Origin of the sequence: Variovorax sp. Root473, from assembly GCF_001426505.1 — a bacterium.
Taxonomy (GTDB): domain Bacteria; phylum Pseudomonadota; class Gammaproteobacteria; order Burkholderiales; family Burkholderiaceae_C; genus Variovorax.
This window is the reverse complement of sequence record NZ_LMEV01000017.1, coordinates 1648555-1672453: the sequence shown is the minus strand read 5'-3', so window position 1 is coordinate 1672453 and position 23899 is coordinate 1648555. Positions and strand designations below refer to the sequence as shown.

Annotated in this window: 21 protein-coding genes; 20 read left to right on the top strand and 1 reads right to left on the bottom strand. The window is 69.7% G+C overall.

All coding sequences use genetic code 11. The features are described from left to right. The first annotated feature begins 68 nt into the window (after positions 1-68). The 17 genes from ASD34_RS21210 to ASD34_RS21130 all read left to right on the top strand — a co-directional run bounded on the left by ASD34_RS21210 (position 69) and on the right by ASD34_RS21130 (position 17173). Complete coding sequence (locus tag ASD34_RS21210) at positions 69-2021, top strand: TonB-dependent receptor domain-containing protein (protein WP_056581476.1); 1953 nt, start codon at positions 69-71, stop codon at positions 2019-2021. Then, positions 2006-3412, top strand: coding sequence for a cobyrinate a,c-diamide synthase (locus ASD34_RS21205; RefSeq protein WP_056581474.1), 1407 nt, complete (start codon positions 2006-2008; stop codon positions 3410-3412). The genes ASD34_RS21210 and ASD34_RS21205 overlap by 16 nt, the downstream gene beginning before the upstream one ends. Next, a complete protein-coding gene (locus tag ASD34_RS21200; protein WP_056581470.1) occupies positions 3399-3980 on the top strand; it encodes a bifunctional adenosylcobinamide kinase/adenosylcobinamide-phosphate guanylyltransferase in 582 nt (193 codons plus the stop codon). Before ASD34_RS21205 ends, ASD34_RS21200 begins: the two co-directional genes overlap by 14 nt. After that, a complete protein-coding gene (locus ASD34_RS21195) occupies positions 3977-4858 on the top strand; it encodes an ABC transporter substrate-binding protein (protein ID WP_056581467.1) in 882 nt (293 codons plus the stop codon). Before ASD34_RS21200 ends, ASD34_RS21195 begins: the two co-directional genes overlap by 4 nt. Positions 4859-4863: 5 nt before the next feature. Further along, positions 4864-5874: a FecCD family ABC transporter permease gene (locus ASD34_RS21190; protein WP_056582596.1), complete on the top strand. Its 1011-nt coding sequence runs from the start codon at positions 4864-4866 to the stop codon at positions 5872-5874. Beyond that, a complete protein-coding gene (locus ASD34_RS21185) occupies positions 5871-6653 on the top strand; it encodes an ABC transporter ATP-binding protein (protein WP_056581464.1) in 783 nt (260 codons plus the stop codon). The genes ASD34_RS21190 and ASD34_RS21185 overlap by 4 nt, the downstream gene beginning before the upstream one ends. A 64-nt stretch (positions 6654-6717) precedes the next feature. Next, positions 6718-7287 (top strand): cob(I)yrinic acid a,c-diamide adenosyltransferase, encoded by a 570-nt coding sequence (cobO, locus tag ASD34_RS21180; protein WP_056581458.1) that lies wholly within the window; start codon positions 6718-6720, stop codon positions 7285-7287. Between the two features lie 5 nt (positions 7288-7292). Continuing rightward, positions 7293-7991 carry a 5,6-dimethylbenzimidazole synthase gene (gene bluB, locus ASD34_RS21175; protein ID WP_056581456.1) on the top strand — a complete coding sequence of 233 codons (699 nt, stop codon included), beginning with the start codon at positions 7293-7295 and terminating at the stop codon, positions 7989-7991. After that, positions 7991-8464, top strand: a complete 474-nt coding sequence (locus ASD34_RS21170) for a MotA/TolQ/ExbB proton channel family protein (RefSeq protein WP_056581454.1) — start codon at positions 7991-7993, stop codon at positions 8462-8464. Before bluB ends, ASD34_RS21170 begins: the two co-directional genes overlap by 1 nt. Next, positions 8461-8814 carry a DUF2149 domain-containing protein gene (locus ASD34_RS21165; RefSeq protein WP_056581448.1) on the top strand — a complete coding sequence of 118 codons (354 nt, stop codon included), beginning with the start codon at positions 8461-8463 and terminating at the stop codon, positions 8812-8814. The genes ASD34_RS21170 and ASD34_RS21165 overlap by 4 nt, the downstream gene beginning before the upstream one ends. After that, a complete protein-coding gene (cobN, locus tag ASD34_RS21160) occupies positions 8811-12809 on the top strand; it encodes a cobaltochelatase subunit CobN (RefSeq protein WP_082548875.1) in 3999 nt (1332 codons plus the stop codon). The genes ASD34_RS21165 and cobN overlap by 4 nt, the downstream gene beginning before the upstream one ends. A gap of 18 nt (positions 12810-12827) precedes the next feature. Further along, on the top strand, positions 12828-13808 hold the full coding sequence (gene cbiB / locus ASD34_RS21155; RefSeq protein ID WP_056581442.1) for an adenosylcobinamide-phosphate synthase CbiB: 981 nt from the start codon (positions 12828-12830) through the stop codon (positions 13806-13808). Beyond that, on the top strand, positions 13805-14821 hold the full coding sequence (locus ASD34_RS21150; protein WP_056581438.1) for an aminotransferase class I/II-fold pyridoxal phosphate-dependent enzyme: 1017 nt from the start codon (positions 13805-13807) through the stop codon (positions 14819-14821). The genes cbiB and ASD34_RS21150 overlap by 4 nt, the downstream gene beginning before the upstream one ends. A 53-nt stretch (positions 14822-14874) precedes the next feature. Further along, positions 14875-15228, top strand: a complete 354-nt coding sequence (locus ASD34_RS21145; RefSeq protein WP_056581435.1) for a CidA/LrgA family protein — start codon at positions 14875-14877, stop codon at positions 15226-15228. Continuing rightward, entirely contained in the window at positions 15225-15953 is a 729-nt protein-coding gene (locus ASD34_RS21140) for an LrgB family protein (RefSeq protein WP_056581432.1), read from the top strand. Before ASD34_RS21145 ends, ASD34_RS21140 begins: the two co-directional genes overlap by 4 nt. A gap of 43 nt (positions 15954-15996) precedes the next feature. After that, complete coding sequence (locus ASD34_RS21135) at positions 15997-16461, top strand: OsmC family protein (protein ID WP_056581429.1); 465 nt, start codon at positions 15997-15999, stop codon at positions 16459-16461. 85 nt (positions 16462-16546) lie between these two features. Beyond that, complete coding sequence (locus tag ASD34_RS21130; RefSeq protein WP_056581426.1) at positions 16547-17173, top strand: FMN-binding negative transcriptional regulator; 627 nt, start codon at positions 16547-16549, stop codon at positions 17171-17173. A 21-nt stretch (positions 17174-17194) separates the two neighbouring features. Here the strand turns inward: ASD34_RS21130 and ASD34_RS21125 are convergent, their stop codons facing one another. Further along, positions 17195-18109, bottom strand: coding sequence for a LysR family transcriptional regulator (locus ASD34_RS21125; RefSeq protein WP_056581423.1), 915 nt, complete (start codon positions 18107-18109; stop codon positions 17195-17197). Positions 18110-18290: 181 nt separating this feature from the next. On the opposite strand from ASD34_RS21125, the gene ASD34_RS21120 reads away from it, so the two are divergent. From ASD34_RS21120 to ASD34_RS21110, 3 genes are all read left to right on the top strand, one after another. Next, on the top strand, positions 18291-19172 hold the full coding sequence (locus tag ASD34_RS21120; RefSeq protein WP_056581421.1) for an alpha/beta hydrolase fold domain-containing protein: 882 nt from the start codon (positions 18291-18293) through the stop codon (positions 19170-19172). Positions 19173-19326: 154 nt separating this feature from the next. Further along, positions 19327-20580: an efflux RND transporter periplasmic adaptor subunit gene (locus ASD34_RS21115; protein ID WP_056581417.1), complete on the top strand. Its 1254-nt coding sequence runs from the start codon at positions 19327-19329 to the stop codon at positions 20578-20580. A gap of 40 nt (positions 20581-20620) precedes the next feature. Then, complete coding sequence (locus ASD34_RS21110; RefSeq protein WP_056581414.1) at positions 20621-23896, top strand: efflux RND transporter permease subunit; 3276 nt, start codon at positions 20621-20623, stop codon at positions 23894-23896. The last annotated feature ends 3 nt before the right edge of the window (positions 23897-23899 follow it).

The window sequence follows — 23899 nt, the reverse complement described above, 5'->3', positions numbered from 1 at the left end:
GTAGCCATGACGCCCATGGCGCCGGCGGGGAAGCCGGCCAGGGCATAGACGTTCGTTCGGTTCACTCCATGATTTCCTGTGTTTCCCTCTCCAGCGGCCGTGCCAGCGTGCGCCGCAATCGTCCCGCGCGCCTGCCGCTCACGCTCGCCCTGGCCTCGGCCTTCGGCGGCCTGGCCCTGGTGCCGCTGGCCGTGCAAGCGCAAGCCGCAGCAACCGCATCTGCCATGCTCGACGAGACCGTCGTCACCGCCAACCGCACGCCGCAGGCGCTGTCGGACCTGGTGGGCGACGTCTCCATCGTCGACCGCCAAGCCATCGAGCGCAGCGGCGCGACCGGCGTGGCCGACGTGCTGGCGCGCCTGCCCGGCATGGAGATCTCGCGCAGCGGCGGCGTGGGCAACGCCACCAGCGTGTTCATCCGCGGCGCCGAATCGCGCTTCACCGCGGTCTACCTCGACGGCGTGCGCATCGATTCGCAATCGACCGGCGGTGCCGGCTGGGAAGGCATTCCGCTCGCGCAGATCGACCGCATCGAAGTGCTGCGAGGCCCCGCCGCCGCGGTCTACGGCTCGGACGCCGTGGGCGGCGTGATCCAGCTCTTCACCAGGCGCGGCGAGGAGGGCGTGTCGCCCTACGCCGGCATCGGCTTCGGCAGCCACGGCCTGCGCAAGATCGAAGGCGGCGTGAGCGGCAAGTCGGGCCTGCTCGACTACTCGTTCGGCGTGTCGCATGAAGAAAGCAAGGGCTTCAACATCCAGCCGATCGCCAAGCGCACGCCCTCGAAAGACGGCTTCACCAATCCCGACCGTGACGGCTACCGCAGCACCTCGGGCAACCTGAAGCTGGGCTTCCAGATCACGCCCGACCAGCGTCTCGACGCCACCTTGCTCACCAGCAACACCGAGGCGGCCTACGACCCGCCGGTGAGTTTTCGCACCCGGCCGCCGATCACCTTCCGCGACGACGTGTCGACCAACGAACTGCGCACCGCCGGCCTGACCTGGTCGGCCAAGTGGAACGACATCTACAGCACCCGGCTGCAGGTGACCGATTCGCAAACGGTCTACAAGACCCAGCCTTCGTTCTACCGCACCGAAACCCGCCTGCGCGGCTACCTGTTCCAGAACGAATTCCGTTTCGGCGCGCACCTGGTGACCGCCACGCTCGAGCGCCGCGAAGATGCGCTCGAAAACGCACCGACCACCTCGGCCAAGCTGTTCTCGCGCGACCGCTCGCAGAACGCCGCCGCACTGGGCTACGGCTACGTGAAGGGCCCGCATTCGCTGCAGCTGCATGTGCGCCATGACGACGACAGCGAGTTCGGCGGCAAGACCACCGGCAGCGCCGCCTACGGCTACGCCATCACGCCGAGCCTGCGCGCCACCGTGTCGGCGGGCACCGCGTTCCGCGCGCCCACGCTGTACCAGCGCTTCAGCGAGTACGGCCTGGCGAGCCTGCAGCCCGAATCGAGCCGCAACGTCGAACTGGGCCTGCAGTACACGGCCGGCGCCACGCAAGCCGGCATCGTGCTGTACCGCAACCGCGTGCAGAACCTGATCGTGTTCGACGGCAGCGCCAAGGGCTGCCAGTCGTCGTTCGGCTGCTACGCCAGCACGGCGCGTGCGCGCTACCAAGGCGTGACGCTCACGGGCGGCCACCGCATCGGCGACGTCACCTTGCGCGCGTCGCTCGATTACCAGGACCCGCGCGACCTCGCCACCGACAACCTGCTGGCGCGCCGCGCACGGGCGCACGGCACGCTGGGCGCCGACTGGCGCATCGCCGGCTGGACGCTGGGCGCTGAACTCCAGAGCTCCGGCAAGCGCTTCGACGATGTCGCCAACACCGTCAAGCTCGGCGGCTACACGCTGCTGAACCTGTCGGCCAGCACGCAGATCACGCGCGACCTGAACCTCGTGGCACGCGTGGACAATGCGGGCGACAAGGACTACCAGTTCGCACGGCTCTACGCCACCGGGGGCCGCACCGCGTACGTCGGACTCAAGTGGACACCACAGTAAACACCCACCGTTCCTCGCCCGGGACCACTGGCGCCGCTGCTACCTGCGCCGCGGTGCTCGTGGCCGCGCCGGCCTCGGGGCAGGGCAAGACCACGGTCGCCGCCGCGCTGGCGCGGCTGCACGTGCGCCAGGGGCGCCGCGTGCGGGCCTTCAAGTGCGGGCCCGACTTCCTCGATCCGCACTGGCTCGCGCTGGCCACCGGTGCGCCGGTGCATTCGCTGGACCTGTGGATGACCGGCGAAGCCGACTGCCGCGCGCGCCTGCATGCCGCCGCGTGCGAGGCCGACCTGGTCATCGTCGAAGGCGTGATGGGCCTGTTCGACGGCACGCCCAGCGCGGCCGAACTGGCCGAGCGCCTGGGCCTGCCGGTGCTCGCCGTGATCGACGCGCACGCCATGACCGGCACCTTCGGCGCGCTAACCTACGGCCTGCAGAATTTCCAGCCGGGCCTGCCCTGGGCCGGCGTGCTCGCCAACCGCGTGGCCGGCGAGCGCCACGCCGACATGCTGAAAGACGCCTTGCGCGAGCCCGCCGACTGGCTCGGCGCGTTGCCGCGCAGCGCCGACTTCGCGCTGCCCGAGCGCCACCTGGGGCTGGTCGGCGCGGCCGAACTCGGCGACGCGATGGAGCGGCTCGACGCCGCGGCCGACGTGCTCGCCACCACGCCGCTCGGTCAACGCACGCCCGATCAGCTGCCGCAGGTGCGCTTCGAGCCCGGCGCCGCCGCACCCATCGCGCCGCTGCTGGCCGGTCGCACCATCGCCATCGCGCGCGACGCGGCGTTCTCGTTCATCTACCCGGCCAACCTCGACGTGCTCGAAGCCCTCGGTGCGCGGCTCGCGTTCTTCTCGCCGCTGGCCGACGAGCCGCTGCCGCCTTGCGACGCCGCCTGGTTCCCCGGCGGCTATCCCGAGCTGCACGCGGAAGTGCTGTCGGCCAGCGACCGGCTGCGGCTGTCGCTCGCGAACCACGTGACCACCGGCAAGCCCATCTGGGCCGAGTGCGGCGGCATGATGGCGCTGTTCGAAGAACTCGCCACGCGCGACGATGCCGAATCGCACGACGTGCACCGCCTCTGGGGCGTGCTGCCGGGCCGGGCGGTCATGCAGAAGCGGCTCGCCGGCCTGGGCCCGCAGCAGCTCGACCTGGGCGCGCATGCCTTGCGTGGCCACACCTTCCATTACTCGCGCTGCGAGACGCCGCTTGCGCCTGCCGCGCGCACCGTCGGCACGCGCGGTGGCGAGGCGCTGTACGTGCACGGGCCGGTGCGCGCGAGCTATTTCCATGCGTGGTTCGCGTCCAGCCCGGAAGCGACCGCGCGGCTCTTCGGCGCCATGCCCCTCGAACTCGACAGCCACGCCGCACAGGCGTCTTCCGATGCCCCTCATTGAGCACGAATTCATCCTCGGCGGCCAGAAAAGCGGCAAGTCGCGCCGCGCCGAACAGCGCGCGGCCGACTGGTTGGCGTCCGGGCCCGCATCGCGCCGCGCGGTGCTGATCGCCACCGCGCAGGCCCACGACGACGAGATGCGCGAGCGCATCGCGCGCCACCAGGCCGACCGCGCCGAGCGCGTGCCCGGCCTGCAGACCCTCGAGGAGCCGATCGAGCTGGGTCGGGCCATCGTCACGCAGAGCGCGCCCGACACGCTCGTGGTGGTCGACTGCCTCACGCTGTGGCTCACCAACCTGCTGATGCCGCTGCGCACCGAAGGCGCCGCGGTGGTCACGCGCACGCCCTCGGCGCACGCTACGTTGCTGCTCATCGCGCTGCGCGAGGCGCGCGGGCCGGTGGTTCTGGTCGGCAACGAGATCGGGCTGGGCGTGATCCCGCTGGGCCGCGAGACCCGCGCCTTCGTCGACGTGCTCGGTCGGCTGAACCAGGATGTGGCGGCTGCCTGCCACCGCGCGACGCTGATGGTTGCCGGCCTGCCGTTGACGCTGAAGGCACCCGTCGCATGAGGTTCGAACCCGTGAAGACCTGGCTGCGCGCGCTCTCGCTCGGCCTTGCGTTGGTGGCGTACGCGCAGGTTGCGCAGGCCATCGACGTGGTCGATGAGCGCGGCGTCACCGTGCACCTGGCGCAGCCGCCGCAGCGCATCGTCTCGCTGCTGCCGTCGCTGACCGAAGGCGTCTGCGCTCTCGGCGCCTGCGACCGCCTGATCGGCGTCGACCGCTATTCCAACTCGCCCGCGCAGGTGCGCGCGCTGCCGCAGCTCGGCGGCGGGATCGACCCGAACGTCGAGGCCGTCGTCGCGCTCAAGCCCGACGTGGTGCTGCTCGCCAGATCGTCACGCGTCACGCAGCGGCTCGAGGCACTGGGCCTGAAGGTGATCGTGCTCGAACCCAAGAGCCACGCCGACGTGCGCCGCGTGCTGGGCGCGCTCGACCAGGTGCTCGGCACGCACGAGGCGCCCGTCGTGTGGCGCGCCATCGATGCGGCCGTGTCGGCCGCGGCGCAGTCGTTGCCCGCCAGTGCCAAAGGCCTGCGCGTGTACTTCGAGGTCAACACCGGCCCTTACGCGGCGGGCGAGTCGTCCTTCATCGGCGAGACGCTCGCGCGGCTCGGCGTGAAGAACATCGTGCCCGCCTCGCTCGGCCCCTTTCCCAAGCTCAACCCCGAGTTCGTCGTGCGCGCGAACCCCGGCCTCATCATGGTCAGCGTGCGCAGCGCGATGGGGCTGGAGCAGCGGCCCGGCTGGGGCGGCATCCGCGCGGTGCGCGAGGGGCGGGTGTGCCGCTTCGACGCCGAGCAGACCGACGTGGTCGTGCGCCCCGGCCCGCGCATGGACGAGGCGGCGCGCCTGATGGCGCAGTGCCTGACGGACAAGGGCCGGTGAGCGGCATGCATTCCGCGCACCTGCGTCGCGTGCTGCTGCTCGGTGCCGGCCTGCTGGTGCTGGGCGCGGCGTTGATGCTCTTCGGCCTGGGCATCGGCAGCACCGGATTCCAGAGCCTGCTGTCCGCGCGGCACGATCCGGTGGCGCTGCAGATCGTCTGGGACATCCGCCTGCCGCGCACCCTCGGCGCGTGGCTGGCGGGCGCGCTGCTCGGGCTCGCGGGCGCGGTGGCGCAGGGGCTGTTTCGCAACCCGCTGGCCGATCCGTACCTGCTGGGCAGCGCCTCGGGCGCGTCGCTCGCCGTGGCGCTGGCGCTGATGCTGTTCGGCGGCTCCGTCACCAGCACGCAATGGGTGATGCGCCTGGGGCTCACCGGTGCGGCCTTTGTCGGCGCCGTGGCCGCGGTGCTGCTCACGCTCACGCTGGCGCGCGGCGTGCAACAGACCCTGCGGCTGCTGCTCGCGGGCGTGATCGTCGGCGTGGTGCTGGGCGCCGCCAAGGACCTCATCACCATCGCCTCGGCCGACATTCTTCAGGCGCTGCAGGGCTTCGTGCTCGGCAGCACCGGGCTGGTCGGCTGGGCCGCCTGCGGCGTGATGGCGGTGGTCGGCGCGGCCTGCCTGCTGCTGGCCTGGGCGCTCGCGCCGGTGCTCGACGGCCTGGCGCTGGGCGAGGCCACGGCGCGCAGCCTGGGCCTGCCGCTGGGCGCCATGCGCGCCGCGCTGGTGGCGGTGCTGGCGCTGGCGACCGGTGCCGCCGTCGCGCAGACCGGCCTGATCGCCTTTGTCGGTCTGGCCGCGCCGCACCTGGTGCGCTCGGTGGTCAAGACCACGCATGCGCGGTTGATCGTGCTGTCGGCGCTGATGGGCGGCCTGCTGCTGATGGCGGCCGACCTGCTGGCGCGTTGGCTGATCGCACCGCAGGAGCTGCCGGTGGGCGTTCTCACGGCGGTGCTCGGCGGCAGCTACCTGCTGTGGCTGATGCACCGGCGCGGCGCGAAGGGCGGTGGCCTGTGAGCCGCACCCCATCCGCCGCGCTCGAAGCGCAAGGCCTCAGCGCCACGCTCGGGTCGGTCGAGGTGCTGCACAGCATCGACCTGTCGCTCGCGGCCGGCCGCTGGACCAGCATCGTCGGGCCGAACGGCGCTGGCAAGTCGACGTTGTTGAAAGCGCTGGCAGGTCTGCTCGCACATCGCGGCGAAGTGCGGCTCTTCGGCGAAGCGCAGGCGGCCGTGCCGGCCCGCGTGCGCGCGCGGCGCCTGTCCTGGCTGGGCCAGAGCGGCACGGGCGAAGGCAGCGCCGACGACCTGATGGTCTATGACGTCGCCATGCTCGGCCGCTTGCCGCATCAGCGCTGGCTAGCCGCGCCGAGCGAGGTTGATCGCGCTGCCGTCGAAAGTGCGCTGCGCAGCACCCAGGCCTGGGAGTGGCGTGACCGTCCGCTGGGGCAGCTGTCGGGAGGTGAGCGACAGCGCGTGCTGCTGGCGCGTGCGTTGGCGGTCGAGGCCGAACTGCTGCTGATGGACGAGCCGCTGGCCAACCTCGATCCGCCCCATCAGGCCGACTGGATGCAGACGGCACGCGAACTGGTCGCGCAAGGTCGCACCGTGGTCAGCGTATTGCACGAGCTGCCGATGGCGCTGGCTGCGGACGAACTGGTGGTGATGAACCGGGGGCGGGTGACGCATCACGGTGCTTGTTCCGATCCTGCGACGCATGCTGCGCTCGAACAGGTGTTCGACCATCGGATTCGCGTGCATCGCGTGGCAGACCAATGGATCGCGTTGCCGTTATGAAGCTTCGCGCCTGTGCGCATGCCTTGAACGACAGCGTCAAAGACACAAGCAAACGGAAAACCTCATGCAAATAGAAACCCCTCCCAGCGAAAAGCCCTACGAAAAGCCCGAAGGCGAACGCCGCGGCATCGTCATCGTCAACACCGGCGACGGCAAGGGCAAGAGCACGGCCGCGTTCGGCCTCGCGCTGCGCGCACACGGCCGCGGCAAGGCCGTGAAGATCTACCAGTTCATGAAGGTGCCGTCGGCGCGCTTCGGCGAGCACCGCATGTTCGAGCAGATCGGCATTCCCATCGAAGGCCTGGGCGACGGCTTCAGCTGGAAGAGCCAGGACCTCGAACGCTCGGGCCAGCTCGCGCGCGACGGTTGGGAAAAGGCCAAGGCCGCGATCCTGTCGGGCGACTTCTTCCTCGTGGTGCTCGACGAGATCACCTATCCGTTGATCTACGGCTGGCTGCCGCTCGACGGCGTGCTCGAGACCCTGCGCGCGCGCCCGAAGCACGTGCACGTCGTGCTCACCGGCCGCCGCTGCCCGCCCGAGATCATCGAGCTGGCCGACACCGTCACCGAGATGCAGATGGTCAAGCACGCGTTCAAGGCCGGCATTCCGGCGCAGCGCGGCATCGAGGACTGATCCCGATGGTGGCGCATGCGTTCGCGGCCGACGAGGCGAAGGCGGTGTACCGCGCCATCCACGAGCGGCGCGACATGCGCCATTTCGCGGGTGGGGAGGTGGCGCCCGAGGTGCTGCGCCGCCTGCTCGACGCCGCGCACCATGCGCCCAGCGTCGGCTTCATGCAGCCGTGGCGCTTCATCCGCGTGCGCGGCGAAGGGTTGCGCCGGCAGTTGCACGAGGTGGTCGAGCGCGAACGTGTGTGCACCGCCCGCGCGCTCGGCCAGCGCGAAGACGAGTTCATGCGCCTCAAGGTGCAGGGCGTGCTCGACGCGGCCGAGCTGCTGGTGGTGACGCTGGCCGATGGCCGCGAGCAGCACGTGTTCGGCCGCCGCACCTTGCCGCAGATGGACCTGGCCTCGGCCTCCTGCGCGATCCAGAACCTCTGGCTCGCCGCGCGTGCCGAAGGGCTGGGCATGGGCTGGGTGTCGCTGTTCGAACCCGCCGAGTTGGGCGTGCTGCTCGGCCTGCCCGAAGGCGCCGAGCCGATCGCCTTGCTGTGCCTGGGCCCGGTGCATGCGTTCTACGAAGAGCCGATGCTGCAGCGCGAACGCTGGGCCCGGCGCGCGCCGCTCGCGTCGTTGGTGTTCGACGAAAGCTGGGGCCGGCCGTCGGACCTGTTCGATCCTTCTTCCACTTCATCTTCTTGCGTGGAGCCCACCTGATGCTGGCCTTCGACACCGTTCTCTTCGAGCTCGCGCGGCTGTTCCTCTGGCCCGTGACGCTCGGCGTGCTGCTGTCCTTCGTCTATGCGGTGTACTGCCTCGGCGCCTTCGGCATCGAGGGGTGGCAGCGCCGGCGCGACCCGTCGCGCGCGCTGGTGCTGCAACGCCACGCGCAGGCCAGCCAGGAACAGATGGAGCTGGTCGTGCTCAAGCAGCTCGAAGGCGTGCGCCTGTGCAGCCGCGTGGCGCCGATGCTGGGACTGATCGCCACCATGATCCCCATGGGCCCGGCGCTCGTGGCCGTGGCCTCGGGCGAATCGCAGGGCGTGGCGCAGAGCCTGGCGCCCGCGTTCGCGGCCGTGATCGTGGCGCTGGCCTCGGCCTCGATCACCTTCGTTGTCTACACGGTGCGCCGCCGCTGGCTCATGCGCGAGCTGGTGATGCTGCTCGACGCGCGGGACCGGCTGTCATGAGCCGACGCCAGTTCTCCATCCTGAGCAGCCTGGACAGCGATGACGACGACCCGGTGCTCTCGACCATCAACCTGATCGACGTCTTCATGGTCGTCATCGGCATGCTGATGATCGCGGTCATCAACAACCCGGTGAACCCGTTCTCGCAGGACAGGGTGACGGTGATCCGCCACGAGGGCCAGCCCGACATGGAGATCATCACGCGCGAAGGCCGGAAGGTGACGCGCTTCAAGGCCAGCGGCGCGACGGGGCAGGGCGACGGCGAAAAGGCCGGCACCGCCTGGCGCCTGAAGGACGGCACGATGATCTACGTGCCGGCGGACGCGGTGCCGGCGTCGGGCGGGAAGTGACGCGACTTTTCACACTTCTGCTCTGCCTCCTGTGCCTGACGGCGCAGCCTGCGATGGCTGCCGAGTCTCGCGTGGTCGTGCTGAGCACGGCACTGGTGTCGCCCGCGCGCGTCGTGCGGTTGCAGACAGCAGCGCGTGCGGCCGGTGTGCCGCTGCAGGTGGTGTCGGCTGCGCAGGACACGCCCGAGACGCTGGCTGCCGCGCTCGATGGCGCGCGCCTGCTGGTCATCGATGCGCCACACCTCAGCGTTGCCCAGTCGGCGGCTGCGCGCTTCGGCGACGTCATCGCGCGCAGCGCCGTTCCCTATGTGCAGATCGGTGAGTTCGCGCTCGTGGCGAAGGGCCAGACGCCGCCCGAGGTGCCGCCGCTCGCGGCCGAGCGCGGCGTCGATGCGGCCTGGGCGCAGCGCCTGCGTGCCTATTGGCGCTTTCCGGGTGAAGCGAACCTGAAAGCCTCGGTGCAGGCGATGGCACGCGTCGGCGATGCCACCGGGCTGCCCGACCCCGTGCCGATGCCGCTCGCGGGCTTCTATCACCCCGACTGGCCGCGCGTCGAAAGCAGTATCTCGGCCGTCGAAGCACTGCCGGGCGGGCAGGGCACCGTCGCCATCGCGGTCAACAGCGCCACGCTCACCAGCGACGACACGGGCTGGCTCGATCGGCTGATCGGCTCGCTCGCGCAGCGCGGTCTGCGCGCCTACGCCTTCTACGGCCCGCGCCAGCAGAAGGATTTGTTCTTCCGCATGACGCACGCCAGCGAGGGTGAGCGAGAGCGTCGCGTGTCCGACCTCCTCATCAACGCCGCGCTGGTGTTCAGCCCGAACGAGCGCAAGGCTGAACTCGAACGCATCGGCGTGCCCGTGCTGCAGACGCTGCCATCGCTGGCCATGGACGCGGCGCAGTGGGCGCGCAGCAAGGACGGCCTGGCGCAGACCGACATCGCGGCCTACTACAGCCCGAGCGAACTCGCGGGCATGACCGACCCGATGCTCGTGACGGCGCGCGACGCTGCCACCGGCAGCCTGCAGCCGCTGCCCGCGCAGATCGACGCCGTGGCCGACAAGGCCGCCGCGCTCCTGCGCCTGCGGCGCACGCCCGCCGCCGAACGCCGCGTGGCGATGCTGGTCTACAACTACCCGCCGGGCGAGGCCAACTTCGGCGCGTCGTTCCTCAACGTGCCGCGCAGCGTCGACCGGATGCTCTCCGCGATGCAGGCGGCCGGCTACCGCACCGAGGCGCCGGGCGCGGACAAGGTGATCGCACAGGTGCAGGCCACGATGAAGGCCTATTACCCGACCGCGCAAGGCGGCGACGCGCTGCAGCCGCTGCTCGACCAGGGGCTGGCCGATACGCTGCCGCTGTCGCAGTACCTCGCGTGGTTCCGTGCGCTGCCCACCGACACGCAACGCCGCATCGAAGCCTACTGGGGCCCGCCCGAGGCCTCGACGATGCTGCGGCCCGTGGCCGGCGCATTGGCCTTCGTCGTGCCGCGCGTGCAGTTCGGCCAGGTGGTCGTGCTGCGCCAGCAGCCGCGCTTCGAGCCTGCCACGCAGGTGGCCGACAAGGCGCAGCAGGTGTACCACCGCGCGGCCGTGCCGCTGAGCCACGGGTACCTCGCGACCTACCTCTGGCTGCGCACCCGCTTCGGCGCCGACGCGCTGGTGCATGTGGGCACGCACGGCACGGTCGAGTGGTCGGCGGGCAAGGAACGCGGGCTCTCGGTGCAGGACGATCCGCTGCTCGCGCTGGGCGACGTGCCCAACGTCTACCCGTACATCATGGACAACCTCGGCGAGGCGACGACCGCCAAGCGCCGCGGCCGCGCGACCATGGTGAGCCATTCGACCCCGATGTTCACGCCCGCGGGCTTCCGCCCCGGCGTGCGGGACATGCACGAGCGCCTGCACGACTGGGAAACGCTGTCGCCCGGCGCGGTGAAGACCGCACTGGAACGGCGCCTCACCACCGACTTCGTCGCGCAGCACTACGACCGCGACCTGCAATGGACGTCCGCGCGCATCCGCGCTGACTTCGCCGGCTTCATCGCCGTGCTGCACCCGTACCTCGACGAGCTCGCGCAGACCGCGCAGCCGCTGGGCCTGGCCACCTTCGGCGAGGCGCCCGATGTGCAGCGGCGGCGCCAGACGATCCTGCAGATCCTCGGCAAGCCCGTGGCGCAGGCGATGGGCGAAGACCTCGACGAAATGTTCCTCACGGATGCGCAGGGCATTGCAGCGTCGAAGCCTGCGCGCTGGCTGGAGGCCGTGCTGGCGGGCAACGACTCCGCCACCGATGCGGAACCTTTGCGTTCGCTCGCCGCACGGGCCCGCGCGCTCGACGCGGTGCTGGCCCACAACGAAGAAATCGAAGGCCTGTTCACCGCACTCGACGGCCGCTACCTGAAATCGCGCTACGGCGGCGACCCGGTGCGCGACCCCGACAGCCTGCCGACCGGGCGCAACCTCTACGGCTTCGACCCCAGCCGCGTGCCCACGCGCGCCGCCTGGGACACCGGCGTCGCCGCGATGGACGACTGGATCGCCGCGCACGTCCGTACCCACGGCGGCCGGCCGCCGCAGAAGATCGCCTTCACGCTCTGGGCCGGCGAGGCCTCGCGCCACCAGGGCGTGACCGAGAGCCAGGCCTTCCATGCACTCGGCGTGAAGCCGCGCTGGGACGAGGCCGGGCGCATGGTCGGCATCGAGGTCGTGCCGGCCGCGGTGCTGAAACGACCGCGCATGGACGTGCTGATCAGCGTCACCGGTTCGTACCGCGACCAGTTCCCGCACGTGATGCGCTGGCTGGACGAGGCCGTGCAGCAGGTGGCCGCGCTCGATGAGCCCGGCAACGCCGTCGCGCAGCACAGCGAGGCGATGGCGCGCGCGCTGCGCGCCGGGGGCGCGACGGCGGCCGAGGCGCGGCGCTGGTCGACCGCGCGCGTGTTCTCGAACGAGCAGGGCAGCTACGGCGCCGGGCTCGAGGAGGCGGTGCTCGCCACCGAACTCTGGAAGGGCCAGCAGCGCGGCGGCGGCGACGCGCAGATGGCCGGGCTCTACATGGACCGCATGGGTCATGCCTACGGGCGCGGCCTCGACGGCGCCACGCGCCCGGGCGCCTTCGCGGGCAACCTCGCACAGGTCGATGCGGCGCTGATGGCGCGCACCTCCAACCTCTATGGCGTGCTGACCAACGACGACCCGTTCCAGTACCTGGGCGGCATCGCGCTGGCCGTGCGCCACCTCACGGGCGAGGACCCGGCGCTGTACGTGCAGAACCTGCGCGACGGCGCGGCCGTGCGCACCGACACCGCCGCCGGCGCCATCGCGCGCGAGATGCAGACGCGCTATCTGCATCCGCAATGGATCGAGGCGCAGAAGGCCGAGGGCTACAGCGGCGCGCTGCAGGTGCTCAAGACCGCGCAGTTCCTCTGGGGCTGGCAGGCGACCGCGCCCGCGGCCGTGCGCGCGGACCACTGGCAGTCGCTGCACGAGGTCTATGTGCGCGACACCTACAGGCTCGGCACGCGCCAGTGGCTGGAGCGCGAGAACCGCGCCGCCTTCGCGCAGGCGCTGGAACGCATGCTCGACGCCGTGCGGCTGAACTACTGGACGCCCGATGCCGCGACGCGGCGCGAGCTGGCGCAGGCCTACACGGAGGCGGTGCGCGCCACGGGGTTGCGCGAACGGAACGAGGCGGTGCAGCGGTTTGCGCAGGCTGCGTTGGTGGCGTCGCCTGTGACTGCTCCTGCGCCGGTCGTCGCCGCACCCGCCGTGGCGCCCGTCGAGGCGACCCAACCCGCACCCGAATCGCCCGCCGCAGCGGACCTCGCGCAACCGGTGACTGGTCTCCAGCTGAAGCCCGTCGCCGACACCCCATCGCCCCCGCTGTCGTCCGCCGTGCTGCCGCGCCTGCTCGCCGCTTTCGGCGCTGCCTTGCTGCTGGCCGTCGGTGCGCTGGTGCAGTGGCGGCGCGGCCGGGCCGTGCCCGTCGCCTGATTCACGAGAATGCCTGCCATGCCCGCGCTCGATCCCTTCACCGTCTTCGCCCTCGTGCTGGTCGCCGCCCTGTGGCTGGCGCTGGCCGTCGACCGCTGGCTGGGCGAGCCGCCCGCCGCGCTGCATCCGGTCGTGTGGATCGGCCGTTACCTGGACTGGATCGGCAGCCGGCTCGCACCGCGCGCTGCCGACGCCAGGCCGCGCGATCTGCCGGGCTTCGCGATGGGCGCGCTGGGCTGGTGCGTGGGCGCGATGGCCGCGTTCGCCGTCGCGTCGGCGGTGCAGAGCCTGGCGATGCAATGGCTGCCCGTCTGGGCCATGGCCGTGGTGCTCGGGCTCGCGTTCAAGCCGCTCTTTGCGTGGCGCATGCTGCGCGACGAGGTGCTGACGGTCGAGGCCGCGCTGGGCGAATCGCTCGACGCGGGCCGCGCACGGCTCGCGCGACTCGTGAGCCGCGACGTCTCGGCGCTCAGCGAGCGCGAGGTGCGCGAGAGCGCCATCGAGTCGCTGGCCGAGAACCTCAACGACTCGCTGGTCGCGCCTGTGTTCTGGTTCGTGCTGTTCGGCCTGCCAGGCGCGGCGCTCTACCGCTTCGCCAACACCGCCGATGCCATGTGGGGCTACCGCGGCGAACGCGGCGGGCGCGACTGGACGTGGTTCGGCAAGTGGGCCGCACGCGCCGACGACGTGCTCTCGTGGCTGCCCGCGCGCCTCACCGTGCTGCTGCTGGCCCTCGCGGCCGGCCGCTGGCCGCGCGGCGTGGCCCGCGAGGCGCGCCGCACGCCGTCGCCCAACAGCGGCTGGCCGATGGGGGCGATGGCGCTGCTGCTGGGTGTGCGGCTGGCGAAGCCGGGTGTCTATGCGCTGAATGGGGAAGGGCGCGCCGCCACGTCGGCCGACACCGCGCGCACCGCGCAGTTCGGCGAACGGGCCGCGTGGGGGCTGGCGGTGATCGCTTCGCTCGCGATGCTGTCGCCGCTGCTGGCGAGGTGGGCATGACGAATCAATCGATGGTGCACGGCGGCCCCGACGAGGCGGGCGCCGCGCCGCACGACTTCTCGACCAATGGCAACGCGGTCGGCTCATGCCCCGCGGTGCTGGCCGCGCTGCGCGACGCCGACGCGGCGCACTATCCCGATCCGCGCTACACGGCGCTGCGTTCAGTGCTTGCCGATTTCCATGGCGTGGCCGAAGAACGCATTGCCATCGCAGCGAGCGCGAGCGAATTCATCCACCGCATCAGCGCGGTCGTGGCGCAGGGCGGTGGTGGAGAAGTCTGGCTGCCCGCGCACAGCTACGGCGACTACGAACGCTCGGCCTTGGCCTGGGGCCTCGGCGTGCGGCGCGCACCCGACGAGGCCGACGGTGCCGCGCTGCGCTGGTGCTGCGAACCGTCGAGCCCGTTCGGCCAGCCGCAGCCCGACATCGCGCACCATGCCGCGAGCGATGCGGTTTGCGTGCTCGACATGGCCTATGAGGCGCTGCGCCTCGAAGGCCAGCCCTCGCACGACGCTGCGCAGCGCGACCGCGTCTGGCAGCTGTGGACACCGAACAAGGCCATGGGCCTTACCGGCATTCGCGCTGCCTACGCCATCGCACCGGCGAACGTCGACGTGGCCGGCCCGCTGCTGGAGCGGCTCGAGCGCCTCGCACCCTCGTGGCCGCTGGGCACGCACGGCGTGGCGCTGCTCACGACCTGGACCACCGACGAAGCGCAAGGCTGGCTCGCGCGCAGCCTCGACATCCTGCGCGACTGGAAGGCGCGGCAGCGCGCCGTGTGCGAATCGCTGGGCTGGCAGGTGCTGCCCGGCGACGCCAACTTCTTCGGCGCACGGCCCGACACGCCGTATCCGCCCCGCGCTGCCGCACTGCGCGCCGTGGGCATCAAGCTGCGCGACTGCACTTCCTTCGGCCTGCCGGGGCACCTGCGCCTGGGTGTGCTGCCGCCGGCCAGCCAGCAGGCGCTGAAAGCTGCGTGGGCGATGGCCAGCGCCGCACGACACAGCGGCTGAACGCACCTCGCACCACAATAGGGCTGTCGCAAAAAAGGAAAACAACGAGGCCCATGCTCTACGCCATCACCACGCTCTTTCTGTGCCAGCTCGCGGGCGAACTGCTCGTGCAGTGGCTGTCGCTGCCGATTCCCGGTCCGCTGATCGGCATGCTGCTGCTCTTCGTCGGCCTGCTCGTGCGCGGCGGCGTGCCACAGGAGCTGACCGACACCTCGGGCCATCTGCTGCGCAACCTGATGCTGCTGTTCATTCCGGCGGTGACCGGCGTCATGCTGCATTTCGAGCGGGTAGGGCGCGAGTGGCTGCCGTTCCTGGCGGCCGGTGTCGTGGGCGGCGCTTTCACCATGGCGGTGACTGCGCTCACGCTGCGCTGGATGATCCGCATCACCGGCAAGGACGCCGAATGAGCGCGCCCGCCAAGCTCTCCGAGATCTGGGTCTTCCTGGCCCAGTCGCCGCTGTTGTGGCTGTCGCTCACGCTGTTGGCCTACCTGGGCGCGCTGTGGCTGCATGCACGCAGCGGACGCAACCCGATGGTCAATCCGGTGCTGGTGTCGGTGATCGTCATCGTGAGCGTGCTGCTGCTCACGCGCACGCCGTACGACACCTATTTCGAGGGCGCGAAGTTCGTCCACTTCCTCATCGGCCCGGCCACCGTGGCACTGGCCGTGCCGCTGTACAGCCAGGTCGGGCGCCTTCGGCGCCTGTGGCTACCGATCGGCGTGGCGCTGCTGGTGGGCTCGGTGGCTGCCATCGTGTCGGCCATCGGCATCGGCTGGGTGCTCGGCGGTTCGCACGAACTCCTGATGTCGCTCGCGCCCAAGTCGGCCACCATGCCGATCGCGATGGGCGTGGCCGAGAAGATCGGCGGCCTGCCGTCGCTGGCGGCCGTGGCCGCGGCCATCGCGGGCATCTCGGGCGCGATCATGGCGACGGGCTTGCTGAACCTGCTGCGCATCAAGGAGCCCGCGGTGCGGGGCTTTGCCGTCGGCATGGCGGCGCACGGCATCGGCACCGCACGGGCCATCCAGGTGAACGAAACCGCGGGCGCGTTCTCGGCGCTGGCCATGGGGCTCAACGGCATCGCGACCGCGTTGCTGGTACCGCTGATCGTGAAGCTGATGAGCCTCTGACATTCAGCCATTCATTCATTCCATCCATCGAGGAGCACGACCCATGTCCGAGTACACCGCCGAGATCGTCTGGGAGCGGGGCGACCAGGACTTCCTGGCCAACACCTACAGCCGCCACCACGTGCTGCGCTTCGACGGTGGCGCAGAGGTGCCGGGCTCTTCGTCGCCGCACGTGGTGCCGTTGCCGTTCTCCGACGCGTCGGCCGTCGATCCGGAAGAGATGTTCGTGGCCTCGCTGTCCAGCTGCCACATGCTGTGGTTCCTCACCATGGCGGTGAAGCGCAAGTTCGTGGTCGATCGCTATGTCGACGCGGCCACGGGCGTGATGGAAAAGAACGCCGAAGGAAAGATGGCGATGACTGTCGTCACGCTGTGTCCGCAGGTGAGTTTTTCGGGCGAGAACCTGCCCACGCGGGAGCAGATCGAGCACCTGCACCATCGGGCGCATGAGGAATGCTTCATTGCGAATTCGGTGAAGACCGAGGTGAGGTGCGAGCCGGTCTACTGACGCCGGGGTGACTTCCATGTGACTGTGATGGAGGGGAGGGAGCGCAATACTCGGCGCGCATCGATCCCCCGAAAGGCCTCCCCCCGTGCACATCCAGCCCCTCTTCGCCATCGAGGCGCGCGACGAGCTTCACCGGCTCATGCATGCCTACCCGCTGGCCACGCTCTTCACGGTTGCGGGCGGGGCGGTCGATGCCAACCTGCTGCCGCTGGAGGTGATCGATCGCGGCACGCATGGCGTGTTGGCAGGCCATGTGGCCCGCAGCCATTCGTTGTGGAACAGCGAGGCGCGCGAGGGTTGTGACGTCACGGTCGTCTTCCAGAGCCCGAACGCGTTCATCTCCCCGCGCTGGTACGTCAACGGCCAGCGCAGCGGGCGATTGGCGCCGAGCTGGAACTACATCGCGGTGCAGGCGACGGGCCGCTTGCGGTTCATCGAAGACGCCGCCTGGCTGCGCTCGCACCTCGAAGCGCTGACGCGGTCGCAGGAAGCGGGGCGCGACGAGCCTTGGTCGCTCGCCGATGCATCGCCCGAATTCGTCGACGACGCGTTGAAGCGGCTGGTCGGGTTCGAGATCGACATCCTCGCGCTGAGCGGCAAGCGCTTTCTCTCGCAGCAGCGCACCGAGGCCGACCGGCTCAGCCTGGTCGAGCACCTGTCCAAAGAAGATGCGCTCTCGGCGCGCGCGCTGGCAGCGCTGATCCAGCCCTGAAGGACCGGAAAGAAACCGCCCTCAGCGCTTCTGCAACCGCGGATTCTTCGCAAACAGCTCCGCCGCCCAGTCCACAAAGGCCCGCACCTTGGCGCTCAGGTGCCGGTTCGGCGGGTAGACCACGTGAATCGGCAGCGGGTCGCGCTGCCAGTCGGCCAGCACCTCGATGAGCTGGCCGCTTTCCAGCAGCGGCTCGGCGGTGAAGGTGATGCACTGCGACAGGCCGAAGCCCGCGAGCACGGCGGTCATGTGGGCGTTGCTCTCGTTGACCGACACGCGGTAGGGGCCGTTGAGCTCGATGTACTCGTCGCCCTTCTTGAACTCGTGCGGGTACACGCGCCGGGTGGTGCCCGAGAAGTAGCTCACGACGTGGTGGCGCTTCTCGATGTCGTTCGGGTGCTGCGGCGCACCATAGCGTTTGATGTACGCCGGCGAGGCCACGGTGACGAAGTGCAGGGTGCCGATGCGGCGCGCGACCAGCGACTGGTCGCTGAGCTCGCCGGCGCGGATCACGCAGTCGACGTTGTCGCTGATCAGGTCGACGGTGCGGTCGCTCACGCCCAGGTCGACCTGGATGTCGGGGTAGCGGTCGCAGAAACTGGCCAGGTTGGGCAGGATGATCTGCTGCGCCACCGAGGTGCCCACGTCAATGCGCAGCCGCCCCGTGGGATTGGCCTGCGCGTTCGTCATGCTGGCTTCCATGTCGTCGAAGTCGTTCAGCAGCCGCGCGGCGCGCTCGAAGTAGGCGGCGCCGTCGGGCGTGACGGTGACGCGCCGGGTCGTGCGGTTGAGCAGTTTCACGCGCAGGCGCGATTCCAGCGCCTGGATCTGCTTGGTGACGGTGCCCTTGGGCAGGGCCAGAGAGTCGGCGGCACGGGTGAAGGTGCCGGCTTCGACCACGCGGACAAAGATCCGCATTGCCTGGATTTGATCCATCGAATGCCTGTTCAGCGAGACCGGCGTATGCCGGAAGGAGGCGGATTCTCACACAAGGAACTCGCCCCTGCGTTGTGCCCGATTGTTCTCCGTTTGGAAACAGAGTAAGGCTGTGTTTCCTGTTTCAACGCGCATGTAGCGCCTTATATTTCAACCATCGCCTATATCTCTGAGGTCGCCCATGTCACCCCGTCCATCGTCCCGGTCCGCTGAAGCTGCTGCGCTTGCCGCGGCACACGGCGTGGAGTCCGATCTGTCGATCGAGCTGCCCGGCCGCGAGCCCGTGGCTGCCCGTGTCTACGGTCAGCGTCCACGGGGCGAAACCGTGCCGCTGGTGCTGCACTTCCATGGCGGCACCTTCATCTGCGGCAGCCTCGACAACGGCCGCAACGTGGCCCGGCTGCTGGCCGGCGCGGGTGCGGTGGTGGTGTCGCTTGATTACCCGCTGGCCCCGGCGGCCCCGTTCCCGGAGCCGGTCGAGGTGGGTTATGCGGCGCTTGAGTGGCTCTACAAGCAGCGCGTGAAGCTCGGCGGCAAGGGCGCCCTGGTGTACCTGGCCGGCGAAGAGGCCGGCGGCAACCTGGCGGCCAGCGTGGCCCTGGTGGCCCGCGACCGCGCCCATCCGCCGCTGGCAGGCCAGATCCTGCTGTCGCCCATGCTCGACCCGTGCGCCGGCACCGCCTCGCTGCGCAATGCCACGAACGACGAGGCCGAATGCCGCTGGGCCACGGGCTGGGCCAAGTACTTGAGCTGTCCGTCGAACGCCACGCACCCGTACGCGGTGCCGAGCGGATCGCTGCGACTGGCTGCCCTGGCACCGGCCCTGGTGCTGGTGGGGCCCGACGATGCGATGCGCGACGAGGCCATGACCTTTGCAGGCCGGCTGCGCTCCGCCGGCATCGAGGTCACGAGCAGCGTGCTGACCGGGGCCGACAACTGGCCCAAGGCGCTGTACGACACCGAGGCCGTGGGATGCGCGTCCTGCGAAGCCAGCGTGCAGCAGCATTTCCGCGAATTCTTCAGCGCCACCACACCGCCCCCGGCGGTCCCTGAGCCCAGCTAGGCCCGCGAGGGTCCGCTCCGCCCCTGAAACAAGCCGCCGCCTCCACCGAGGCCGGTGGCAGGGCTTTCTGTTCTCCAAATTCCGCCTCCTGACGCCTTCGGCGCCGGGATGGCCTGTTGCATCCCGAAAAAGTCATCGAGAAGGACGAACCATCATGTCGAACAAGAACGAACACACGCTCTCTTCCACCGGCCGCAAGGCCTTGTGGCCCACCGTCACCGGCCTGACGGCGCTGCTGGCGGTGGCCGCCGCGGTGGTGGGCATGTACAGCTTCAAGGCCGAGGCCACGGCGCCGGTCGCGGCGCAACAGGGCACCCCGGTGTCGGTCGCCACCGTGGCGTCGAGCGAGATCAACGCCTGGGACGAGTTCTCGGGCCGGCTCGAAGCGGTGGAACGCGTCGATGTGCGCTCCCGCGTGGCGGGTGCCGTGCAGGCGGTGCATTTCCGCGAAGGCGCGCTGGTGAAGCAGGGCGACCTGCTCATCACCATCGACCCCGCGCCGTACGCCGCCGAGGTGGAGCGCGCCGAAGCGCAGGTCGCCTCGGCCCAGGCGCGCCAGGCCTTCAGCCGCAGCGAGCAGGAGCGTGCCAAGCGCCTGTGGGACGAGCAGGCCATCGCGCAGCGTGAACTCGACGAGCGCGTGAACGCCGGCCGCGAAGCCGAAGCCAACCTGCGCGCCGCGCAAGCGTCGCTGCAGACCGCACGCCTGAGCCTGGGCTACACGCAGGTGCGCGCACCGGTGTCGGGCCGCATCGGCAAGCTCGAAGTGACCGTGGGCAACCTCGTGGCCGCCGGCCCCGGTGCGCCGGTGCTGACCACGCTGGTGTCGGTGAGTCCGATCTACGCGAGCTTCGATGCCGACGAGCAGGTCATCACCCGCGCGCTGAAGGACCTGCCGGCCAACGCCGGCGCCCGCGGCCAGATCGACACGATCCCCGTGCAGATGGGCACCGCAGGCCTGGAAGGCACGCCCTTCACCGGCAAGCTGCAACTGATCGACAACCAAGTCGATGCCAAGAGCGGCACCGTGCGTGTGCGTGCCTCGTTCGACAACAAGGACGGCGCGCTCATTCCCGGCCAGTTCGCCCGCATCCGCATGGGCCAGGCCCGCAACGACACCGCGCTGCTCGTGAGCGAGCGCGCCATCGGTACCGATCAGAACAAGAAGTTCGTGATGGTGGTGGGCGACGACAACAAGGCGGTCTACCGCGAGGTGACGCTGGGCGCGCCCATCAACGGCCTGCGCGTGGTGAGCAAGGGCCTGAAGGCCGGCGACCGCGTGGTGGTGAACGGCCTGCAGCACATCCGCCCGGGTGCGCTGGTGGTGCCGCAGTCCGTGACCATGGACGCCAAGGCCGATACGAAGCAACAACAACCAGAACGCGTCGCGGAAGCGGCCAAGTCCTGATTTCGGAGGAGGGCGCCCTGGCGCCCGCCGGAGAACCAACATGAATCTCTCAAAATTCTTCATCGACCGGCCGATCTTTGCCGGCGTGCTGTCGCTATTGATGCTGATCGCCGGCCTGATCGCGCTGCGCGGCCTGCCGATCTCGGAGTACCCGGAAGTCGCGCCGCCTTCGGTGGTGGTGCGCGCCCAGTACCCGGGCGCCAACCCGAAGGTGATTGCTGAAACGGTGGCCACGCCGCTCGAAGAGCAGATCAACGGCGTCGAAGGCATGCTCTACATGGGCAGCCAGGCGACGACCGACGGCGTGATGACGCTGACCGTCACCTTCCGCCTCGGCACCGATCCCGACAAGGCCCAGCAGCTCGTGCAGAACCGCGTCTCGCAAGCCGAGCCGCGCCTGCCCGAGGAAGTGCGGCGCCTGGGCATCACGACCGTCAAGAGCGCACCCGACCTGACGATGGTGGTCCACCTCGTCTCGCCGAACAACCGCTACGACATCAACTATCTGCGCAACTACGCGGTGCTGAACGTGAAGGACCCGCTCGCACGCATCGAAGGCGTGGGCCAGGTGCAGATCTTCGGCGGCGGCGATTACTCGATGCGCGTCTGGCTCGACCCGCAGAAGGTTGCACAGCGCGGCCTCTCGGCTTCCGACGTGGTGGCTGCCATCCGTGGCCAGAACGTGCAGGCCGCGGCCGGCGTGGTCGGCGCATCGCCGGGCCTGTCGGGCGTGGACATGCAGCTGTCGATCAATGCGCAAGGGCGCCTGCAGAGCGAGGAAGAGTTCGGCGACATCATCGTCAAGAGCGGCACCGACGGCGCCGTCACGCGTCTTCGCGACATCGGCCGCCTCGAAATGGGCGCCGCCGACTACTCGCTGCGTTCGCTGCTGAACAACGACCCGGCCGTCGGCATGGGCGTGTTCCAGGCACCGGGCTCCAATGCGCTCGACATCTCGGCCAACGTCCGCAAGACGATGGAAGAGCTCAACAAGAACATGCCCGAAGGCCTGGAATACCGCATCGCCTACGACCCGACGCAGTTCGTGCGTGCATCGATCGAATCGGTGATCCACACGCTGCTCGAAGCCATCCTGCTGGTGGTGCTCGTGGTGATCCTGTTCCTGCAGACCTGGCGCGCCTCCATCATTCCGCTGCTGGCCGTGCCGGTGTCGGTGATCGGTACCTTCGCGGTGCTGCACATCCTCGGTTTCTCGATCAACGCGCTGAGTCTGTTCGGCCTGGTGCTGGCGATCGGCATCGTGGTGGACGACGCCATCGTGGTGGTGGAGAACGTCGAGCGCAACATCGAAGCCGGCTTGACGCCGCGTGAAGCGACCTACCGTGCGATGCGCGAAGTGTCGGGCCCCATCATCGCCATCGCGCTGGTGCTGGTGGCCGTGTTCGTGCCGCTGGCGTTCATCAGCGGTCTGACGGGCCAGTTCTACAAGCAGTTCGCGGTGACCATCGCGATCTCGACGGTGATCTCGGCCATCAACTCGCTGACGCTGTCGCCCGCGCTCGCCGCACTGCTGCTGCGCGGCCACGACCAACCGAAGGACGCATTGACGCGCGGCATGGACAAGGCCTTCGGCTGGCTGTTCCGCGGCTTCAACAAGTTCTTCCATCGCGGCTCCGAGGCCTACAGCGGTGGCGTCAAGCGGGTTATCTCGCGCAAGACGCTGATGCTGGTGATCTACCTGGCGCTGGTGGGCGTGACTTTCGGCCTGTTCAAGGCGGTGCCCGGCGGCTTCGTGCCGGCGCAGGACAAGCAGTACCTCATCGGTTTCGCCCAGCTGCCCGACGGTGCCACGCTCGACCGTACCGACGAGGTGATCCAGCGCATGGGCGAGATCATGAAGAAGAACCCGAACGTGGAAGACGCCATTGCCTTCCCGGGCCTGTCGATCAACGGCTTCACCAACAGCTCGAACTCGGGCATCGTGTTCGCCACACTCAAGCCCTTCGACCAGCGCAAGCGCCCCGACCAGAGCGGCGGTGCGGTGGCGGGTCAGCTCAACGGCGCCTTCTCGAGCATCCAGGACGCGTTCATCGTGATGTTCCCGCCGCCCCCGGTGGCGGGCCTGGGCACCACGGGTGGCTTCAAGCTGCAGATCGAAGACCGCGCCTCGGTCGGCTACGACCAGATGGACGCCGCGGTGAAGGCCTTCATGACCAAGGCGCAGGCCGCGCCTGAACTCACGGGCATGTTCACGAGCTGGCAGGTCAACGTGCCGCAGCTGTATGCCGACATCGACCGCACCAAGGCGCGCCAGCTCGGCGTGCCGGTGACGGACATCTTCGACACGATGCAGATCTACCTGGGCAGCCTGTATGCCAATGACTTCAACAAGTTCGGCCGCACGTATTCCGTGCGCGTCCAGGCCGATGCGCCGTACCGCGCCCGTGCCGAAGACGTCGGCATGCTGAAGGTGCGCTCGACCTCGGGCGAGATGGTGCCACTGGCCGCGCTGATGAAGGTCAATTCGACCTTCGGCCCGGAACGCGCCATGCGCTACAACGGCTACCTGGCCGCCGACATCAACGGCGGCCCGGCCCCCGGCTACTCGTCGGGTCAGGCGCAGGACGTGATTACGAAGATCGCGGCCGAAACGCTGCCCAAGGGCGTGAGCTTCGAGTGGACCGAGCTGACCTACCAGGAAATCCTGGCCGGCAACTCCGCCTTCCTGGTGTTCCCGCTGGCGATCCTGCTGGTGTTCCTGGTGCTGGCCGCGCAGTACGAAAGCCTGACGCTGCCGATCGCGATCATCCTGATCGTGCCGATGGGCATCATGGCCGCGATGGCGGGCGTATGGATATCGGGGGGTGACAACAACGTCTTCACGCAGATCGGGCTGATCGTGCTGGTGGGGCTGAGTGCGAAGAACGCGATCCTGATCGTGGAGTTCGCACGGGAGCTGGAGTTCGCCGGACGCACGCCGATCCAGGCCGCGATCGAGGCCAGCCGCCTGCGCCTGCGCCCGATCCTGATGACCTCGCTGGCCTTCGTCATGGGCGTGCTGCCCCTCGTGCTCTCGACCGGCGCGGGCTCGGAAATGCGCCAGGCCATGGGCGTGGCGGTGTTCGCCGGAATGATCGGCGTGACGGCCTTCGGGTTGTTCCTGACGCCGGTGTTCTATGTGCTCATGCGCCGCCTCGCAGGCAACCGCGCGCTCAAGCTGCACGGCGAAGTGCCGCATGGCGACGACTTCGTGTCGGCCGACCATCCCGCCACACCTTCGCACGGTGGCTCGGGCGGTGGCGGTCTGCATCCGGTGCCGGCCTCGCCGCGTCCGTCGCACGGCGCGCATGACTGATCG

Coding starts and splice junctions, on each gene's coding strand:
- ASD34_RS21110 (WP_056581414.1), top strand. CDS start 20,621: ATGAATCTCTCAAAATTCTTCATCGACCGGCCGATCTTTGCCGGCGTG.
- ASD34_RS21170 (WP_056581454.1), top strand. CDS start 7,991: ATGCTGGCCTTCGACACCGTTCTCTTCGAGCTCGCGCGGCTGTTCCTC.
- ASD34_RS21115 (WP_056581417.1), top strand. CDS start 19,327: ATGTCGAACAAGAACGAACACACGCTCTCTTCCACCGGCCGCAAGGCC.
- ASD34_RS21150 (WP_056581438.1), top strand. CDS start 13,805: ATGACGAATCAATCGATGGTGCACGGCGGCCCCGACGAGGCGGGCGCC.
- ASD34_RS21145 (WP_056581435.1), top strand. CDS start 14,875: ATGCTCTACGCCATCACCACGCTCTTTCTGTGCCAGCTCGCGGGCGAA.
- ASD34_RS21210 (WP_056581476.1), top strand. CDS start 69: ATGATTTCCTGTGTTTCCCTCTCCAGCGGCCGTGCCAGCGTGCGCCGC.
- ASD34_RS21165 (WP_056581448.1), top strand. CDS start 8,461: ATGAGCCGACGCCAGTTCTCCATCCTGAGCAGCCTGGACAGCGATGAC.
- bluB (WP_056581456.1), top strand. CDS start 7,293: ATGGTGGCGCATGCGTTCGCGGCCGACGAGGCGAAGGCGGTGTACCGC.
- cobO (WP_056581458.1), top strand. CDS start 6,718: ATGCAAATAGAAACCCCTCCCAGCGAAAAGCCCTACGAAAAGCCCGAA.
- ASD34_RS21125 (WP_056581423.1), bottom strand. CDS start 18,109: ATGGATCAAATCCAGGCAATGCGGATCTTTGTCCGCGTGGTCGAAGCC.
- ASD34_RS21200 (WP_056581470.1), top strand. CDS start 3,399: ATGCCCCTCATTGAGCACGAATTCATCCTCGGCGGCCAGAAAAGCGGC.
- ASD34_RS21190 (WP_056582596.1), top strand. CDS start 4,864: ATGCATTCCGCGCACCTGCGTCGCGTGCTGCTGCTCGGTGCCGGCCTG.
- ASD34_RS21120 (WP_056581421.1), top strand. CDS start 18,291: ATGTCACCCCGTCCATCGTCCCGGTCCGCTGAAGCTGCTGCGCTTGCC.
- ASD34_RS21195 (WP_056581467.1), top strand. CDS start 3,977: ATGAGGTTCGAACCCGTGAAGACCTGGCTGCGCGCGCTCTCGCTCGGC.
- cbiB (WP_056581442.1), top strand. CDS start 12,828: ATGCCCGCGCTCGATCCCTTCACCGTCTTCGCCCTCGTGCTGGTCGCC.
- ASD34_RS21140 (WP_056581432.1), top strand. CDS start 15,225: ATGAGCGCGCCCGCCAAGCTCTCCGAGATCTGGGTCTTCCTGGCCCAG.
- ASD34_RS21135 (WP_056581429.1), top strand. CDS start 15,997: ATGTCCGAGTACACCGCCGAGATCGTCTGGGAGCGGGGCGACCAGGAC.